This window comes from Salinicoccus sp. HZC-1 (assembly GCF_046736035.1).
Taxonomy (GTDB): Bacteria; Bacillota; Bacilli; order Staphylococcales; family Salinicoccaceae; genus Salinicoccus.
In genome coordinates this window covers 2,654,356-2,670,594 of sequence record NZ_CP177130.1, presented here as the reverse complement: position 1 = coordinate 2,670,594, position 16,239 = coordinate 2,654,356, and the positions used below count along the sequence as shown (strand labels likewise).

Below are 16,239 nucleotides of genomic sequence, written 5' to 3'. Positions count from 1 at the left end.
AGTAATTATGCTGAAATATTTGTTATATGTGCTTTATTTTCTTATAGGGATTTCACTCGGAGTCTGGCTGCTCCCTGAACTTGCTCAGCTGCTGCCGGTGGATCTGCCCGCAATTGTAGGCAATGTTCTTGTGTACGGAGTCATTGGCGGGATACTTTTCATGCTATTATTCCTCTGGACGGTGCCGAAGTTTGAATCCTTGATAAGAAAAGGTGAAGGGCTGATTATGAACCGCAACCTTTCGGAAATAGTATCCGCCACATTGGGAATGATCATAGGACTTTTAATTGCTGTCTTAATTTCATTATTGATAAATACTATGAATATTCCTATCTTCGGTGACATTATTCCGTTTGTCCTTGCGGTGGTCCTCGGTTATCTGGGCTTCCAGATTGGTCTTAAGAAAATTAGCGAAGTACTTGATCTGTTTCCGAGGAATACTGTTGGAAATGGTTCTGGAGAAGTGGTTGCCGGTCAGAAGAAATTTCTTGATACGAGTGCAATTATTGATGGTAGAATAGTGGATGTGACGAAGACGGGATTTGTTGAAGGAGAGCTGGTCATCCCTCAGTTCGTGCTGGATGAACTTCAGCTTATTGCAGACGCAACTGATCCAATAAAGCGGGATAAAGGCCAGCGCGGCCTCGATATGCTGAATGCTTTGCAGGATTTGAGCGAAAATGTCAGCATTATGCCGATCAATTATGAAAAGCTGGATGTCGATCATCAATTGATCGATTTGGCAAAGGCCGAAAAAGGGGCGATCATTACAACGGATTATAACCTCAATAAAATTTGCCAGCTTCATCAGATTAAAGTCCTTAATGTCAATGAACTCTCTGATTCCATTAAAATGGTCGTTGTTCAGGGAGACGAATTTAATTTGCTCATATCAAAAGCGGGTAAAGAAGAAAATCAGGGTGTCGGCTATCTGGAAGACGGTACAATGGTTGTCGTCGAAGAAGGTAAACCGTTGATAAACCAAACGGTTACCATTGAAGTAACGAGTGTGCTTCAAACGAATTCAGGCCGAATCATTTTTGCTAAGAAAGCGAGAAAGAAATGAAATATACAGCAATAATTCCGGCTGCAGGAATGGGCAGCCGCATGGGAATTAACTTTAATAAAATATTTATCAAAATCGGTGAAACGCCGATTATACGTATGACGGTCGAAAAGTTCCAGAATGATCCCAACTGTGAAGCGATTCACCTTGCCGGCAGAGCAGGCGAGATAGGCAGTCTGCGTGAAATGCTGGGCGGACTTTCGAAAGTGAAAGGGATTCATATCGGCGGCATCGAGCGTCAGGACAGTATCTTTAACGCACTGCAGGCGATCGAGCCGACGGAATATGTATTCATCCATGATGGCGCAAGACCATTTGTGAGGCCGGAAACCCTGAACGCACTGTCAGAAGCAGTCGTTAAACATGACGCGGCGATCTGCGGGGTGAAACCCAAAGATACACTTAAGAGGATTTCAAACAGTCAGGTGCAGGAAACGGTGGACAGGGAAGCGGTGGTCATCGTCCATACGCCGCAGGCTTTCCGGTACGATCTGATCATGGACGCGCATAGGAATGCTGTTGACAGTAACCTTGCGGTGACAGACGACTCGATGATGGTGGAAGCATTGGGCAATGTGGTGCATGTCGTACCATCCACTTATGATAATATTAAAATAACGACTGAAGAAGACCTTAAAGTCGCTGAATCCATTCTGAGGAAAGAGAGTGAATTAGATGTTTAGAATTGGTCACGGTTTTGACGTCCATGCATTCGCCGCAGGCAGGCCGCTCATCATCGGCGGAATTGAAATTCCACATGACCGTGGATTGAAGGGGCACTCGGATGCCGACGTTCTGCTTCATACGATGGCGGATGCGATCCTTGGTGCGCTGGCGCTCGGGGACATCGGCAAGTTTTTCCCGGACACTGATAAAGCATTTAAGGATATGGATTCGAAAGTGCTGTTGTCCGAAGTTGTGGATATGATGGAACGAAAAGGATACAGGCTGGGTAATATTGATGCTGTAATTATGGCTGAAAAGCCGAAGTTCAGACGGTATATAGATGAGATGCGTGAAGTGTCTGCATCTATTTTGAACACGGACCCGGGTAATGTTAATATTAAGGCGACTACTACAGAAAAGCTCGGTTTTACCGGCAGAGGCGAAGGGATCGCGTCTGAAGCGGTCGTTCTACTTGAAAAAATGGAGGAATCATAATGGATAAAGTCAGAGTGAGATATGCGCCAAGTCCCACAGGATACTTGCACATAGGCAATGCAAGATCTGCATTGTTCAACTATTTGTTTGCACGTCGTTACAATGGAGATTTCATCATCCGTATCGAGGATACTGATAAGGCGAGAAACGTGGAAACAGGAGAAGAATCCCAGCTTCATTATTTAAAATGGCTCGGTCTTGAATGGAACGAGAGTGTTGATAAAGATGGCGGATACGGACCTTACCGTCAGTCTGAACGCGGACATATTTATGATCCGCTTGTCCAGCAGCTGCTGGATGAAGGTAAAGCTTACCGCTGCTACATGACTTCCGAAGAGCTGGAAGCTGAGCGCGAGGCACAGATTGCCCGCGGGGAAATGCCGCGCTATGGCGGCCAGCATGCCGGCTTGACTGAGGAAGAAGAAAAGGCGCTGGTTGCAGAAGGCCGGGAACCAAGCATCAGACTCCGGGTCCCGAAAGATAAAACATACACGTTCAATGACATCGTCAAAGGGGATGTATCATTTGAATCCAACGGTATCGGCGACTGGGTCATCGTTAAAAAAGACGGTGTTCCGACCTACAACTTTGCGGTAGTGGTGGATGACCACTTCATGGAAATTTCCCATGTCCTCCGCGGAGACGACCACATTTCCAATACGCCTAAACAGCAGATGGTCTATGAGGCATTTGGCTGGGAAGAACCGAAGTTCGGCCATATGACGCTTATCGTTAACGAAGACAAGAAGAAATTGTCCAAACGTGATGGTTCAATCATCCAGTTTATCGAGCAGTACAAGGATTTGGGCTATCTGCCTGAAGCATTGTTCAACTTTATCGCTCTGCTCGGATGGACGCCTGAAGGGGAGGAAGAGATTTTCTCCAAGGAAGAGTTCATTGAATTATTCGATGAAAAGCGTCTGTCCAAATCCCCTGCGTTCTTCGATAAGCAGAAACTGACTTGGATCAACAACCAGTACATGAAAGAGAAAGATACAGAAACCGTATTTGAAATGGCATTGCCGCATCTGATCAAAGAAGGACTTGTAGAGGAGAATGCTTCCGAAGCAGAATTGGACTGGGCGCGTAAACTAGTAGCACTCTACCAGGAACAGATGAGTTTTGCGGGAGAGATCACAACGCTTTCCGAGCAGTTCTTCAAAGAAGATATTGAATTCGATGAAGCGGCGAATGCAGTGATTTCGGATGAGCATATCCCGGAATTGATGACAGCCCTCCATTCACGTTTTGGCGAGTTGGAAGATTTCTCTCCCCAGACGATCAAAGCTGCGATCAAAGATGTCCAGAAATCGACCGGCTATAAAGGCAAGAAACTCTTCATGCCGATCCGTGTGGCTGTTACCGGCCAGACGAAAGGGCCGGAACTTCCGGATACCATTTCCCTGATCGGCAAAGAAAAAACGCTGAGCCGCATCGCAAAACTCAAGTAAGCAGACAAACAGCTTGCAGGCCTCATGCATATGGATTATGATAAAGACGATATAGAGACTTTAAGTATGATCATTGACGGAAACCAGAGATTATCCGGATGCTGAAAGGATGACCGGTCACCGATCAGAATTGCCCTCTATATATAATTCCATAACTTTAAAGTGCAGATGATACAGACTGCAAGCAGAGTGGAACCGTGCAAATTGCGCCTCTGTCCTATTATTGGGACAGGGGTTTTTTATTTGGATTATCAGACTAGGAGGGACGAGCAATGTTTGGAAGAATAAAGGAAGACATCGACATGGTGCTTGAAATGGACCCGGCGGCAAAAAACGGTCTTGAAGTATTCTTTACGTATTCCGGGCTTCACGCAGTATGGTCACACCTGCTGGCGCACAGGCTCTATAAAAAGAACTTTACGACGAGTGCCCGCATAATCTCACAGGTGAGCCGTTTTATCACCGGTATTGAAATTCATCCCGGTGCTCAAATAGGCAGAAGGATTTTCATCGACCATGGCATGGGAACCGTAATCGGGGAAACATGCCGTATCGGCAACAATGTGACGATCTACCAGGGCGTGACTCTTGGCGGTACGGGTAAAGAAGAGAAGAAGAGGCATCCGGATGTAGATGACAATGTTCTGGTCGCCGCCGGTGCAAAAATATTGGGCAATATCCGCATACATGAAAATTCAAAAGTGGGTGCCAATTCGGTGGTATTGCACGATGTACCCCGTGATTCCACCGTCGTCGGTATTCCGGGGCATGTGGTCAAACAGGCCGGCGAAAAAGTGAAAAATGCCCGGGACTTGAACCAGACTGATCTGCCGGATCCGATTCTGGATATGATTCTGGGGATAGAAGATGAAATCAGGGACTTTAGAAATGAAGTCAGAAACGAGGTAGAGAATGGTTCGCATATTTAACTCTTTAACGAGACAAAAAGAAGAATTCAAGCCGATGGAAGAAGGCAAAGTGAAAATGTACGTGTGTGGTCCGACGGTCTACAACTATATCCATATCGGCAACGCAAGGCCTGCCATTGCGTTTGATACAGTAAGACGTTATTTGGAGTATAAAGGGTATGACGTGAACTATGTCTCCAATTTCACCGATGTGGATGATAAACTCATCAAAGCCTCTATTGAACTTAAGGAAGAAGTGCCTGCCATTGCGGACAGGTTCATCGATGCATTTTTCGAAGATACCGGTGCACTCAATGTGAAGCGGGCAACTGAACATCCGAGAGTGATGGACCATATGGATGACATCATCGAATTCATCAAAGTGCTGGTCGATAAAGGGCATGCCTATGAATCGGATGGCGATGTTTATTTTAAAACCCGCTCCTTTGACGAGTACGGCAAGCTTTCCCATCAATCAGTGAATGATCTGAAGGTCGGGGCAAGGATCGAATCCGGTGAAAAGAAAGAAGACCCGCTCGACTTCGTGCTGTGGAAACAGGCGAAACAAGGTGAAATAAAGTGGGATTCCCCATGGGGGGAAGGCCGTCCGGGCTGGCACATTGAATGCAGCGTGATGGCGCGCCATCACCTGGGGGATACCATTGATATTCATGCGGGCGGACAAGATCTGACTTTCCCGCACCATGAGAATGAGATAGCACAAAGTGAATGTATGACGGATGCAACATTCTCAAATTACTGGATGCATAACGGCTACATCAATATCGATAACGAAAAGATGTCCAAATCACTCGGGAACTTTATTCTGGTGCATGACATCATTAAGGAAATCGATCCGAATGTACTCAGATTCTTTATGATCAGCGTACATTACCGCAACCCGATCAACTATAACCGCGAACTGGTGGAAGCGGCGGCAGCCGGTCTGGAACGCATCCAGTCCAGCTACACCCAGGCGAAAGAGCGTATGGAAACGTCAGTGGGCAGCGGTGATGACGAGGTGTTCAAGAATCTGGTCGATGAGAAAACCGCTTCGTTTGAGCGGCACATGGATGATGATTTCAACACTGCCAATGCCATTACCGTCTGGCATGAACTTGCAACTGAGCTCAACAAATATATGCGCCAGGCAACGACGGATAAAGCAGTGCTTGAAGTTTTCGTCGAAGCATTTGATGTGTTCAGCGAGGTTCTGGGTGTGAAATTGACCCAGGAGAAGATTCTGCTTGATGAAGAAGTTGAAGCATTGATCGAAGAGCGCAACGCTGCAAGGAGAGACAGGGATTTCGAACGCGCGGATGAAATTCGCGATATGCTGAAAGAACAAGGTATCGTATTGGAGGATACCAAGGAAGGTGTGCGATTCCGACGTGGCTAAGTTCACTATAGAAGATGTCCCGCCACTGTCACTGGCATTTTTGGGAGATGCGATATTTGCCGTGCACATCCGTACATTTCTGATAAAAGAAAAACCATACTTGAAACCGGATCAGCTGCATAGGGAAGCCAATAAGCTGGTCAGTGCACGGGCGCAGTCCGAAGCACTGCTTTATTTGAGGAGTGAAGCGGTTTTGACACCGGAAGAATGGGATGTCGCTAAGCGCGCACGCAACAAATCGAGTGCCACACGCGCCAAAAATGCAACGATTAAAGAATACCGCAATGCTTCGGGGATAGAAGCATTGATCGGCTGGCTGGATTTGCATGATGAGCATGAACGTATAGAAGTTCTGATGGAAAAAATCATAGAAAGAAGGAGGGATGACGATGAGTGATTCCGTAATCGCCGGACGCCATGCAGTGAAAGAGGCGCTCAGCAGTGATGCTGATATCAATAAACTACTGATACAGGATTCGGTCAATAAAGGCCAGATCAGAGAAATATTGGATATAGCAAAAAACCGAAAAATTGTTGTCCAGACCGTCCCGAAAAATAAGATAGACGGCATGACCGATGAACGCCACCAGGGTGTGGTAGCTCTTGCGAGTCCGCACGAATACATGCCGCTTGAAAAACTGCTTGAGAATATTGAAGGCAAGCAGGCGAATGTAGTTATTCTTGATGGCCTGGAAGACCCGCATAACCTGGGATCGATTTTGAGGACGTGTGATGCCACAGGTTTTGACGGGGTGATCATTCCGAACCGCAGATCGGTTCAATTGACGGATACCGTTGCGAGAACGTCAACAGGCGCGATTGAACATGTGCCCGTAGCCAGAGTGACAAATATCAATCAGACGATCGATCGGCTCAAAGAAAAAGGATTCTGGGTTGCCGGAAGTGACGGAAAGGGCGCGATGGATTACCGCGACCTTGCAGCCGATGTGAATACGGCTTTGATCATCGGCAGTGAGGGGAAAGGAATCAGCAAAAAAACTTTGGAGAAATGCGATTTCATCCTTCAAATCCCGATGGTGGGCCATATTACAAGCTTGAATGCATCAGTGTCTGCAGCACTTCTGATGTATGAAGTGTTCCGCAAACAGAATCCCGCCGGAAGTGAATAGTCATGAGGCGGAAGAAGCGGCGTCTGCTCGTAGTGGACGGCTATAATCTGATCGGGGCAAACAAGGAACTTCACCGTGAATCCCTTCATTCCATGGAGATTCCCAGGGAAAAAGTGCTTGCTGCATTGTCCGAGTACCAGTCTGTTGCAACTTATGAAATCATTTGTGTATTTGATGCCTATGAAGTGAAGTCGAAAGAAAGTGTAGTCGATTTCCATGGAGTGACAATAGTATATACGAAAGAAAAAGAAACGGCAGACGAGTATATCGAAAGATTTGTTCATAATAACTATCATCCTCATCTGTGTGAAATCAGTGTGGTGACGAGTGATCTGACAGAACAGAATGCGATATTTGCGCAAGGTGCCTACCGGATCTCTTCAAGGGAGATGTGGATGGTGTTGTCGGAAGCCGAAAAAAATATCAGTAAAAGAGTAGACGCGATTAACGAAAAAATGCCAAGGCAGAAAATAGATATTGGCGAAGATGTCCATGCAAAACTTGAAAAATGGCGGCGTGGCCGTTTCTGACATATTGAATTAAAAGTGGATCCCTCTTATCATTTGTTTAACATAGTATAGGAGGGATTATTTTGTACCGCATTGCGAGCTTTCACTTTATTATAAAAGAAAGTATGGATGACAAATTGGACCGTCTGGCCCTTCAGGTTTATGACGGAGATATGAAAGCGTTCGATACCATAGATCAATATTTAAGGCCCCAGGTTATCCGGATGAGCTATAAGTATTCGAGTACATACAATGACAGGGAAGATGTTGAGCAGGATATGATGGAGTCTGCGCTCCGTCTGTGTTACCGGTACGAATGTGACCTTGGGAGGTACCGTCATTACGTAATGCGTTCCATCCGTTTTGAAATGATTTCACGTATCAGGGATTATAATTCCGCCAGGAAAAAAGAGTATGTCCGAAAAGACCGGTCGATCAACCTTGAAGTCGGGGACTGCGCGGATTCCGATACTGTAAATCCGATGGATCTGCTGGTCAAAGAAGAGCAGCTTACATATCTGCTCGGTGATAAAAGTGTCTGCTCGCCACTTGAGAAGAAGATCCTCACATTGTTTAGAAATGGCTGGTCGATTGACGGCATATCTGAAGAATTGAAACTGAAAAGAAAAACTGTATCAAACAGCCTGTATAGAATAAGACGTAAAAAGGAACGGCTTGTTCTTGACGTCGAACCCGGTGAGCCATTTGACAACATGGCCTGAAATCGTTATAGTAAATTAGAATTGAAATGAGGATTTTATGATGAAAGTGGCATTGCTATGCACTGAATGCGGGTCGCGTAACTATACGACACAGACTGAGCATAATGAAAGGCTCGCTATTAAGAAATACTGCAAAACATGCAGCCGGCATACGACTCATAAGAGTTCCATCTGATTACAGGAGGAAACAAAAAATGGCTAATAATAAAAATTTCCTACAGAATGTCGTTAGCGAAATGAAAAAAGTAAGCTGGCCGACAGGTCAGGAGACGGTCCGTTATACTACGGTCGTCATGCTCACAGTGATATTCTTTCTGGCGTTCTTTTACGCGCTGGACCTGGGTATCTCCGCTATCATAGACTTAATGTAATAAAAGGAGAGATACTGCTATGTCAGGAGAAAAGAATTGGTATGCTGTTCACACTTATTCCGGATATGAAAACAAAGTAAGGAAAAACCTCGAAGCACGCGTCGAGTCCATGAATATGCAGGAGCAGATCTTTAGAGTGGTCATTCCTGAAGAGGAAGAGACAACTGTTAAAGATGGCAAGCGTAAAACTGCGATGAAGAAAACATTCCCGGGTTACGTTCTTGTAGAACTCGTGATGACTGACGAATCCTGGTATATAGTAAGAAATACGCCGGGGGTCACAGGATTTGTAGGTTCGCAGGGCGCGGGAAGCAAACCGAATCCACTGCTGCCGGATGAGGCTAAATTCATCTTGAAATCCATGGGTATGGTTGAACGTACAGTAGATTTCGAAGTTGAAGTCGGCGAATCGGTAAGCATCGTTGATGGGCCGTTTAAAAACCAGGCGGGCCAGATCAGTTCGATTGATGAAGAGCGTTACAAACTTACTGTTCTTGTTGAAATGTTCGGACGTGAAACACCAGTTGAGGTCGAATTCGACCAAATTGAGAAATTGTAATAAGTCACTTGTAATTCATACGTAGAAATGATATATTATTATGGTCGAATTTTGTTCGGCCATCTTTTTATGGATGCGAGTGGGAGGATGAAAACTATAACATCCTATGACCACATCACGATAACGAGGAGGTGCACATCGTGGCTAAAAAAGTAATTAACGTTGTGAAATTGCAGATTCCTGCAGGTAAGGCGAACCCAGCACCACCGGTAGGTCCGGCGCTAGGTCAAGCAGGCGTAAATATCATGGGATTCTGTAAAGAATTCAATGCACGTACACAAGAAGATGCTGGTCTGATCATTCCGGTTGAAATTTCCGTATTCGAGGACCGTTCCTTCACTTTCATTACAAAAACTCCACCAGCTGCTGTTCTGCTTAAGAAAGTAGCAAGCGTTGAGAAGGGTTCAGGCGAACCTAACAAAAACAAAGTGGCAACTGTAACTGAAGCGCAAGTACGTGAGATTGCTGAAACGAAAATGGAAGACCTAAACGCTGCAAGCGTGGAAGCGGCTATGCGCATGGTCGAAGGTACAGCTAGAAGCATGGGCTTCGCTGTAGAGAAGTAATTAAATCAAATTTTAATGAATAACGTATTAATACAAACGTGGGAGGATAACCCGCTATAACCACAAGGAGGAATAGTAATGGCTAAGAGAAGTAAAAAGTATCAGGCAGCTCTTGAAAAGTTTGACCAATCATCTGCTTACTCAGTAGAAGAAGCAGTTAAACTTGCTAAAGAGACTAGCACTGTTAACTTCGACGCTTCTGTAGAAGTAGCATTCCGTCTCGGTATTGATACACGTAAAAATGACCAGCAGATCCGCGGAGCAATCGTACTGCCGCATGGTACTGGTAAGTCACAGCGTGTATTGGTATTCGCTAAAGGCGACAAAGCTAAAGAAGCAGAAGCTGCAGGAGCAGATTATGTAGGAGATCAGGAGTACATCCAGAAAATCAACGGTGGATGGTTCGACTTTGATGTTATCGTGGCAACACCTGACATGATGGGCGAAGTTGGTAAATTAGGTCGTGTCCTTGGACCAAAAGGCCTTATGCCAAACCCTAAAACTGGAACAGTAACTATGGATGTCACTAAAGCTGTAGAAGAAATCAAGGCGGGTAAAGTTGAATACCGTGCTGAGAAATCAGGTATCGTTCACGCAGCTATTGGTAAAGTTTCTTTCGATGAAGCGAAACTTGCTGAAAACCTACAGACGATCTACGATGCTCTTCAAAAAGCTAAGCCTACATCTGCAAAAGGTGCTTATTTCAAATCTGTTGCAGTGTCTTCAACTATGGGCCCTGGAATCAAAGTCGATTTGAACGCTATCGAACAAGCTAAATAATTGTAGATTGACAACTGCAGCCTGATTGTGTATAGTTGCAGTTGTATTTTAAATAATTACCTAAGACAGTAGGAGTACACAGTACTTAAAACACATCCTACCGAGGCAACGAAAACGACTTGAATTTGAATGTTCAAGCACTTTTTGCCATGGGTAAAAGGTGCTTTTTTTATGCACCGGATACACAAAAATTATGGAGGTGTAACTATGTCAAACGTGATTGAAGCTAAAGAACAACTTGTTGATGTTATTTCTGATCAGCTTAAAAACTCCGTATCAACAGTACTTGTTGACTACCGTGGTCTTACTGTGTCTGAAATGACTGAACTTCGTAAACAGCTCCGCGAAGCTGGGGTTGAATTTAAAGTTTACAAGAACACGATGGTCCGCCGTGCAGCTGAAAAAGCTGAACTTGCAGAAATCAATGAATTCCTAACTGGTCCAAACGCGATCGCATTCTCTAACGAGGATGTAATTTCTCCGGCGAAGATTATCAATGAATTCTCTAGAGGACACGAAGCGCTTGAAATCAAAGCTGGTATCATCGAAGGTTCATTCGTACCGGTTGAAGATGTTAAAGCAATCGCAACATTGCCATCAAAAGACGGCCTTGTTTCTATGCTGCTATCAGTACTTCAGGCTCCAGTACGCAACTTCGCTTATGCAGTTAAAGCTATCGGCGAAGAGAAAGAGAACGAAGAAGCTTAAAAGATCAAACTAAAACTATTAATGGAGGAATTATAATGTCTAAAGAAACAATCATTGAAGAGATTAAAGAAATGTCCGTTTTAGAACTTAACGACTTAGTTAAAGCAATTGAAGAAGAATTTGGCGTAACTGCAGCAGCTCCAGTAGCAGCAGCAGGTGCAGGTGCTGGAGAAGCAGAAGCTGAAGAGCAAACTGAATTCGACGTAGAACTTACTGACGCTGGATCTTCCAAGATCAAAGTCATCAAAGCAGTACGTGAAGCAACTGGTCTTGGCTTGAAAGATGCTAAAGAACTTGTTGACGGCGCTCCTAAAGTCGTTAAAGAAGGCCTTTCTAAAGAAGATGCTGAAGAGCTTAAATCTCAACTTGAAGAAGTTGGAGCTAGCGTAGAACTTAAATAATTTTTGTGTAAACTTTAAGGCTCATGTTAAACATTACGTTTAAATGAGCCTTTTTTTGATTACAAGGAATCCGGATGACTTTGACTGAGGAGTGATTGGATGTCTCATTATTTTACGAATGATAATACTGAGCATGATTTCGGGCAGATTGAATTTCAGCGCGGAAATAAAACGTACCGCTTCATCACTGACCGCGGTGTTTTCTCTCGGGAACGCATCGACTTCGGTTCAAAAGTACTGATTGATGCTGTAATAGAAGACTGGCACGGTTCAGAAAACTCCGTTTTTATCGACATGGGTGCAGGATATGGTCCGCTTGGAATTATTATTGGTGATGCACTCAATATGAAACCGGTCATGGTTGAAGTGAATGAAGATGCGATTGACATCTGCAGGAAGAATGCAGATATAAATGGTATTCGTGCGGAAGTTTTAAAACGGGATGTATATGATGCGGAATCCACATATTCTGATGTTGATCTATATATAACAAATCCTCCATTCCGTGCTGGAAAACCGGTAGTGCTCTCAATCATTGAAGATGCGGCAGACAGATTGTCGGCCGGCGGAGCGTTTTATATGGTGGTCCAGAAAAAACAGGGCATGCCATCGTATAAAAAGGCAATTGATGCCTCTTTCGGGAATGTTGAATCTGTTGCTAATGAAAAAGGGTATCATGTTCTAAAAGGTGTCAAGAATTATTAATAATGAAATTTGACTTGACAAATGTACTGTGATATAGTTATAGAATGTAAAAATATAATGTCAATAAGTATGCACTTTTGTGTGGCTATTGATAGGAGCGTATTAAATATAGCTGGTGAATATAAATAGGAAATGGGGTTGTGAAACGATTCCGTTTTCTTTTTGTCTTATTAGCTGTTTAACTGCTTCGGTGAATGTTTTACGTAATTTTTAATAGGGGTGAATCTGTCGATGAGTCAACTGATTCAATATGGAAGACACGCTAAACGCAGAAGCTATGCACGTATCGAAGAGAAATTGGATCTGCCTAACCTGATCGAAATTCAGACTAAGTCCTATGACTGGTTCTTAAAGACCGGTCTGATCGAGATGTTTAAGGACATCTCTCCTGTAGAGGACTTTACTGGCAACATGTCACTTGAGTTTGTGGATTACAAACTCGGTGAACCGAAATATGATGAGGAAGAAGCAAAGAACCATGATGCAACATATTCTGCACCACTGCGTGTTAAAGTGCGTCTGATCATCAAGGAAACAGGAGAAGTCAAGGAACAGGAAGTATTTATGGGTGACTTCCCACTGATGACAGATACAGGTACTTTCATCATCAATGGTGCTGAACGTGTTATTGTATCGCAGCTTGTTCGTAGCCCATCTGTTTATTATTCAGAGAAGCTAGACAAAAATGGTAAAACAAACTTTGGTGCTACGGTGATTCCAAACCGTGGTGCATGGCTCGAATACGAAATCGATGCAAAAGATATCGTATATGTAAGAATTGACCGTACTCGCAAACTGCCAATGACAGTGTTGCTCAGAGCACTCGGCTTTTCTACCGACCAGGAGATCGTAGAACTCCTTGGTGATAATGAATACATCAGAAATACACTGGAAAAAGATACGACAGAAACAGTAGACCAGGCGCTCCTAGAAATCTACGAACGACTTCGCCCGGGCGAACCGCCTACAGTTGAGAATGCAAGAAACCTGCTGTACTCAAGGTTCTTCGATCCGAAGCGTTATGATCTTGCAAGCGTTGGACGCTACAAGATGAACAAGAAACTTCACCTTAAGAACCGCCTGTTCAACCAAGTGCTCGCTGAGCCCATCGTTGACAAGGAAACTGGAGAGATAGTGGCAGAGACTGGCACGACAATCGACCGCCGTACTCTGGACAGCATCATTGAAGTGCTCGAATCCAATGCCAATCTCGAAACATACCATCTTGAGAACGGACTTCTTGATGAGCCTGTAGAAGTGCAGTCCATCAAAGTAGAAGCTCCAAACCAGGAGGATGGAACGACTACAATTATCGGAAATGCTTTCCCTGATGTAGAAGTTAAATCTATCACTCCATCAGACATCGTTGCATCCATGAGTTACTTCTTTAACCTGCTTCATGGTGTTGGACATACAGATGATATCGACCACTTAGGAAACCGTCGTCTGCGTTCTGTAGGTGAATTGCTGCAGAATCAGTTCAGAATCGGTGTGTCACGTATGGAGCGTGTCGTAAGAGAACGTATGTCCATTCAGGACACAGAATCGATTACACCGCAGCAGCTGATCAACATCAGACCGGTGATTGCATCCATCAAAGAATTCTTTGGCAGCTCCCAGCTTTCACAGTTTATGGACCAGACGAATCCGCTTGCAGAGTTGACGCACAAACGTCGTCTTTCAGCACTCGGACCCGGTGGTTTAACACGTGAGCGCGCCGGCATGGAAGTGCGTGACGTACACTATTCCCACTACGGTCGTATGTGTCCGATTGAAACGCCTGAGGGACCGAACATCGGTCTTATCAACTCACTTTCAAGCTATGCCAGAGTAAACGAATTCGGCTTTATAGAAACACCTTACCGCAGAGTGGATGCAGAAACTAACAAAGTGACGGCCCATATCGACTATCTGACAGCGGATGAGGAAGACAACTATGTTGTTGCACAGGCGAACGCAGCGCTTGAAGAAGATGGTGCATTCATCAATGAAGAGATTCTGTGCCGTTTCCGCGGTAACAACACTAAGATGGACAGAGAACGCATGGACTACATGGACGTTTCACCGAAACAAGTAGTCTCTGCAGCGACAGCATGTATCCCGTTCCTTGAGAACGATGACTCCAACCGTGCCCTGATGGGTGCGAACATGCAGCGTCAGGCAGTACCTCTTTTGATACCTGAATCTCCGCATATCGGTACTGGCATGGAACACGTAGCAGCACGCGATTCCGGAGCGGCGATTGTATCCCGTTATAAAGGCCGTGTCGAACACGTGGCAGCGAATGAAATCCATGTACGCCGCATTGTTGAAGAAAACGGTAAGGAAGTTGAAACTGAAAAAGACATTTACCGACTGTCTAAATTTGTACGTTCGAACTCAGGTACCTGCTACAACCATAAACCGATCATTGCAGAAGGTGATGTCGTTTCCAAAGGAGAAATCCTTGCTGACGGACCTTCGATGGATAATGGTGAGATGGCGCTTGGACGTAACGTCGTAGTCGGCTTTATGACTTGGGACGGTTACAACTATGAGGATGCTGTTATTATGAGCGAACGCCTCGTTAAAGAGGATGTCTATACATCCATCCATATCGAGGAGTATGAATCCGAGTCCCGCGATACTAAACTCGGACCGGAAGAAATCACCCGTGATATTCCTAATGTATCTGATAACGCACTTAAGAAACTCGATGACCGGGGTATTGTGCACATCGGAGCAGAAGTTAAAGACGGTGATATTCTCGTTGGTAAAGTAACGCCTAAAGGGGTTACTGAACTCACAGCAGAAGAGCGTCTGCTACATGCGATATTTGGTGAGAAAGCCAGAGAAGTCCGTGATACTTCCCTTCGTGTACCTCACGGTGCAGGCGGTATCGTTCTTGATGTTAAAGTCTTTAACCGTCAAGACGGAGACGAACTATCTCCCGGGGTTAACCAGCTCGTACGTGTTTATATCGTACAGAAGAGAAAAATCAGCGTGGGCGACAAAATGTGTGGCCGCCACGGTAACAAAGGTGTAATCTCCAGGATTCTCCCGGAAGAAGACATGCCATATATGCCAGATGGCACGCCAATTGATATCATGCTTAATCCACTCGGGGTACCATCCCGTATGAACATCGGTCAGGTACTGGAACTACATCTTGGTATGGCAGCTAGGGCTATGGGTCTTAAAATGGCCTCCCCGGTATTTGATGGTGCGAACGAAGAAGATGTTTGGGGCACCATGGAAGAAGCGGGGCTTGCCCGTGATGGTAAGACCGTTCTATATGATGGCCGGACAGGCGATCCGTTTGAGAACCGTATCTCCGTAGGTGTAATGTACATGCTGAAACTTGCGCATATGGTTGACGACAAGCTGCATGCCAGAAGTACTGGACCATACTCACTTGTTACTCAACAGCCACTGGGCGGTAAAGCGCAGTTCGGTGGACAGCGTTTCGGTGAAATGGAAGTATGGGCACTTGAAGCCTACGGTGCTGCATATACACTCCAGGAAATCTTAACAGTCAAATCCGATGATACAGTCGGGCGTGTGAAAACGTACGAAGCGATTGTTAAAGGAGAAAACGTCCCTAAACCTGGTGTGCCTGAATCATTCCGCGTATTGATGAAGGAACTTCAAAGTCTTGGTCTTGATGTCAACATTCTCGATGAGAACGACGAAGAGATTGAAATGAGAGATACCGAAGAGGATGAAGCATCCAATCAGGTTAACTTGAGTGAAAACACTGGTGCTAAAACTGAAGATGTAACTGAATGATGACTGAGCTTGATAAAACTTTAGGGAGGAAAGCT

19 protein-coding genes and 1 other annotated feature are annotated in these 16,239 nt (G+C 45.0%); all 19 genes read left to right on the top strand.

All coding sequences use genetic code 11. The features are described 5' to 3' along the window. Window positions 1–7 precede the first annotated feature (7 nt). The 19 genes from ACKRAT_RS13805 (at window position 8) to rpoB (ending at window position 16,204) form a co-directional block, all read left to right on the top strand. On the top strand, window positions 8–1,066 hold the full coding sequence (locus ACKRAT_RS13805; RefSeq protein WP_411842954.1) for a PIN/TRAM domain-containing protein: 1,059 nt from the start codon (window positions 8–10) through the stop codon (window positions 1,064–1,066). Further along, window positions 1,063–1,749 carry a 2-C-methyl-D-erythritol 4-phosphate cytidylyltransferase gene (gene ispD / locus ACKRAT_RS13800; RefSeq protein WP_411842953.1) on the top strand — a complete coding sequence of 229 codons (687 nt, stop codon included), beginning with the start codon at window positions 1,063–1,065 and terminating at the stop codon, window positions 1,747–1,749. The genes ACKRAT_RS13805 and ispD overlap by 4 nt, the downstream gene beginning before the upstream one ends. Beyond that, window positions 1,742–2,227: a 2-C-methyl-D-erythritol 2,4-cyclodiphosphate synthase gene (gene ispF, locus ACKRAT_RS13795; RefSeq protein ID WP_411842952.1), complete on the top strand. Its 486-nt coding sequence runs from the start codon at window positions 1,742–1,744 to the stop codon at window positions 2,225–2,227. The genes ispD and ispF overlap by 8 nt, the downstream gene beginning before the upstream one ends. Continuing rightward, window positions 2,224–3,678 (top strand): glutamate--tRNA ligase, encoded by a 1,455-nt coding sequence (gene gltX, locus ACKRAT_RS13790; RefSeq protein ID WP_411844467.1) that lies wholly within the window; start codon window positions 2,224–2,226, stop codon window positions 3,676–3,678. Before ispF ends, gltX begins: the two co-directional genes overlap by 4 nt. A gap of 272 nt (window positions 3,679–3,950) precedes the next feature. Further along, window positions 3,951–4,607, top strand: coding sequence for a serine O-acetyltransferase (gene cysE / locus ACKRAT_RS13785; protein WP_411842951.1), 657 nt, complete (start codon window positions 3,951–3,953; stop codon window positions 4,605–4,607). Further along, window positions 4,591–5,985 carry a cysteine--tRNA ligase gene (gene cysS / locus ACKRAT_RS13780; protein WP_411842950.1) on the top strand — a complete coding sequence of 465 codons (1,395 nt, stop codon included), beginning with the start codon at window positions 4,591–4,593 and terminating at the stop codon, window positions 5,983–5,985. Before cysE ends, cysS begins: the two co-directional genes overlap by 17 nt. After that, entirely contained in the window at window positions 5,978–6,382 is a 405-nt protein-coding gene (locus tag ACKRAT_RS13775; protein WP_411842949.1) for a Mini-ribonuclease 3, read from the top strand. Before cysS ends, ACKRAT_RS13775 begins: the two co-directional genes overlap by 8 nt. After that, window positions 6,375–7,115 (top strand): 23S rRNA (guanosine(2251)-2'-O)-methyltransferase RlmB, encoded by a 741-nt coding sequence (gene rlmB, locus ACKRAT_RS13770; RefSeq protein ID WP_411842948.1) that lies wholly within the window; start codon window positions 6,375–6,377, stop codon window positions 7,113–7,115. The genes ACKRAT_RS13775 and rlmB overlap by 8 nt, the downstream gene beginning before the upstream one ends. A 2-nt stretch (window positions 7,116–7,117) precedes the next feature. Beyond that, a complete protein-coding gene (locus ACKRAT_RS13765) occupies window positions 7,118–7,645 on the top strand; it encodes an NYN domain-containing protein (RefSeq protein ID WP_411842947.1) in 528 nt (175 codons plus the stop codon). A 62-nt stretch (window positions 7,646–7,707) separates the two neighbouring features. Beyond that, window positions 7,708–8,346, top strand: coding sequence for a sigma factor (locus ACKRAT_RS13760; protein ID WP_411842946.1), 639 nt, complete (start codon window positions 7,708–7,710; stop codon window positions 8,344–8,346). Window positions 8,347–8,383: 37 nt separating this feature from the next. Next, window positions 8,384–8,521 carry a 50S ribosomal protein L33 gene (gene rpmG, locus ACKRAT_RS13755; protein ID WP_411842945.1) on the top strand — a complete coding sequence of 46 codons (138 nt, stop codon included), beginning with the start codon at window positions 8,384–8,386 and terminating at the stop codon, window positions 8,519–8,521. 19 nt (window positions 8,522–8,540) lie between these two features. After that, the gene (secE, locus tag ACKRAT_RS13750) at window positions 8,541–8,717 is read left to right on the top strand and encodes a preprotein translocase subunit SecE (protein ID WP_017549978.1); all 177 of its coding nucleotides are present in this window, start codon (window positions 8,541–8,543) and stop codon (window positions 8,715–8,717) included. 19 nt (window positions 8,718–8,736) lie between these two features. Continuing rightward, window positions 8,737–9,276 carry a transcription termination/antitermination protein NusG gene (gene nusG, locus ACKRAT_RS13745; RefSeq protein ID WP_411842944.1) on the top strand — a complete coding sequence of 180 codons (540 nt, stop codon included), beginning with the start codon at window positions 8,737–8,739 and terminating at the stop codon, window positions 9,274–9,276. A 140-nt stretch (window positions 9,277–9,416) separates the two neighbouring features. Then, entirely contained in the window at window positions 9,417–9,842 is a 426-nt protein-coding gene (gene rplK, locus ACKRAT_RS13740) for a 50S ribosomal protein L11 (protein WP_411842943.1), read from the top strand. Window positions 9,843–9,920: 78 nt separating this feature from the next. After that, on the top strand, window positions 9,921–10,622 hold the full coding sequence (gene rplA / locus ACKRAT_RS13735) for a 50S ribosomal protein L1 (protein WP_411842942.1): 702 nt from the start codon (window positions 9,921–9,923) through the stop codon (window positions 10,620–10,622). A gap of 41 nt (window positions 10,623–10,663) precedes the next feature. Continuing rightward, window positions 10,664–10,801 (top strand) — a sequence feature (ribosomal protein L10 leader region). A 28-nt stretch (window positions 10,802–10,829) separates the two neighbouring features. Further along, a complete protein-coding gene (rplJ, locus tag ACKRAT_RS13730; RefSeq protein WP_411842941.1) occupies window positions 10,830–11,330 on the top strand; it encodes a 50S ribosomal protein L10 in 501 nt (166 codons plus the stop codon). Window positions 11,331–11,365: 35 nt separating this feature from the next. Continuing rightward, window positions 11,366–11,731: a 50S ribosomal protein L7/L12 gene (gene rplL, locus ACKRAT_RS13725; RefSeq protein WP_411842940.1), complete on the top strand. Its 366-nt coding sequence runs from the start codon at window positions 11,366–11,368 to the stop codon at window positions 11,729–11,731. A 99-nt stretch (window positions 11,732–11,830) separates the two neighbouring features. Continuing rightward, window positions 11,831–12,436, top strand: a complete 606-nt coding sequence (locus ACKRAT_RS13720; protein ID WP_411842939.1) for a class I SAM-dependent methyltransferase — start codon at window positions 11,831–11,833, stop codon at window positions 12,434–12,436. Window positions 12,437–12,667: 231 nt separating this feature from the next. Beyond that, the gene (rpoB, locus tag ACKRAT_RS13715; RefSeq protein WP_411842938.1) at window positions 12,668–16,204 is read left to right on the top strand and encodes a DNA-directed RNA polymerase subunit beta; all 3,537 of its coding nucleotides are present in this window, start codon (window positions 12,668–12,670) and stop codon (window positions 16,202–16,204) included. Window positions 16,205–16,239 lie beyond the last annotated feature (35 nt).

Excerpts from the sequence above, each read along its gene's own strand:
- ACKRAT_RS13805 (WP_411842954.1), top strand. The coding sequence starts at position 8 with ATGCTGAAATATTTGTTATATGTGCTTTATTTTCTTATAGGGATTTCA.
- ispD (WP_411842953.1), top strand. The coding sequence starts at position 1,063 with ATGAAATATACAGCAATAATTCCGGCTGCAGGAATGGGCAGCCGCATG.
- ispF (WP_411842952.1), top strand. The coding sequence starts at position 1,742 with ATGTTTAGAATTGGTCACGGTTTTGACGTCCATGCATTCGCCGCAGGC.
- cysE (WP_411842951.1), top strand. The coding sequence starts at position 3,951 with ATGTTTGGAAGAATAAAGGAAGACATCGACATGGTGCTTGAAATGGAC.
- cysS (WP_411842950.1), top strand. The coding sequence starts at position 4,591 with ATGGTTCGCATATTTAACTCTTTAACGAGACAAAAAGAAGAATTCAAG.
- rlmB (WP_411842948.1), top strand. The coding sequence starts at position 6,375 with ATGAGTGATTCCGTAATCGCCGGACGCCATGCAGTGAAAGAGGCGCTC.
- ACKRAT_RS13765 (WP_411842947.1), top strand. The coding sequence starts at position 7,118 with ATGAGGCGGAAGAAGCGGCGTCTGCTCGTAGTGGACGGCTATAATCTG.
- rpmG (WP_411842945.1), top strand. The coding sequence starts at position 8,384 with ATGATGAAAGTGGCATTGCTATGCACTGAATGCGGGTCGCGTAACTAT.
- secE (WP_017549978.1), top strand. The coding sequence starts at position 8,541 with ATGGCTAATAATAAAAATTTCCTACAGAATGTCGTTAGCGAAATGAAA.
- nusG (WP_411842944.1), top strand. The coding sequence starts at position 8,737 with ATGTCAGGAGAAAAGAATTGGTATGCTGTTCACACTTATTCCGGATAT.
- rplA (WP_411842942.1), top strand. The coding sequence starts at position 9,921 with ATGGCTAAGAGAAGTAAAAAGTATCAGGCAGCTCTTGAAAAGTTTGAC.
- rplJ (WP_411842941.1), top strand. The coding sequence starts at position 10,830 with ATGTCAAACGTGATTGAAGCTAAAGAACAACTTGTTGATGTTATTTCT.
- rplL (WP_411842940.1), top strand. The coding sequence starts at position 11,366 with ATGTCTAAAGAAACAATCATTGAAGAGATTAAAGAAATGTCCGTTTTA.
- ACKRAT_RS13720 (WP_411842939.1), top strand. The coding sequence starts at position 11,831 with ATGTCTCATTATTTTACGAATGATAATACTGAGCATGATTTCGGGCAG.
- rpoB (WP_411842938.1), top strand. The coding sequence starts at position 12,668 with ATGAGTCAACTGATTCAATATGGAAGACACGCTAAACGCAGAAGCTAT.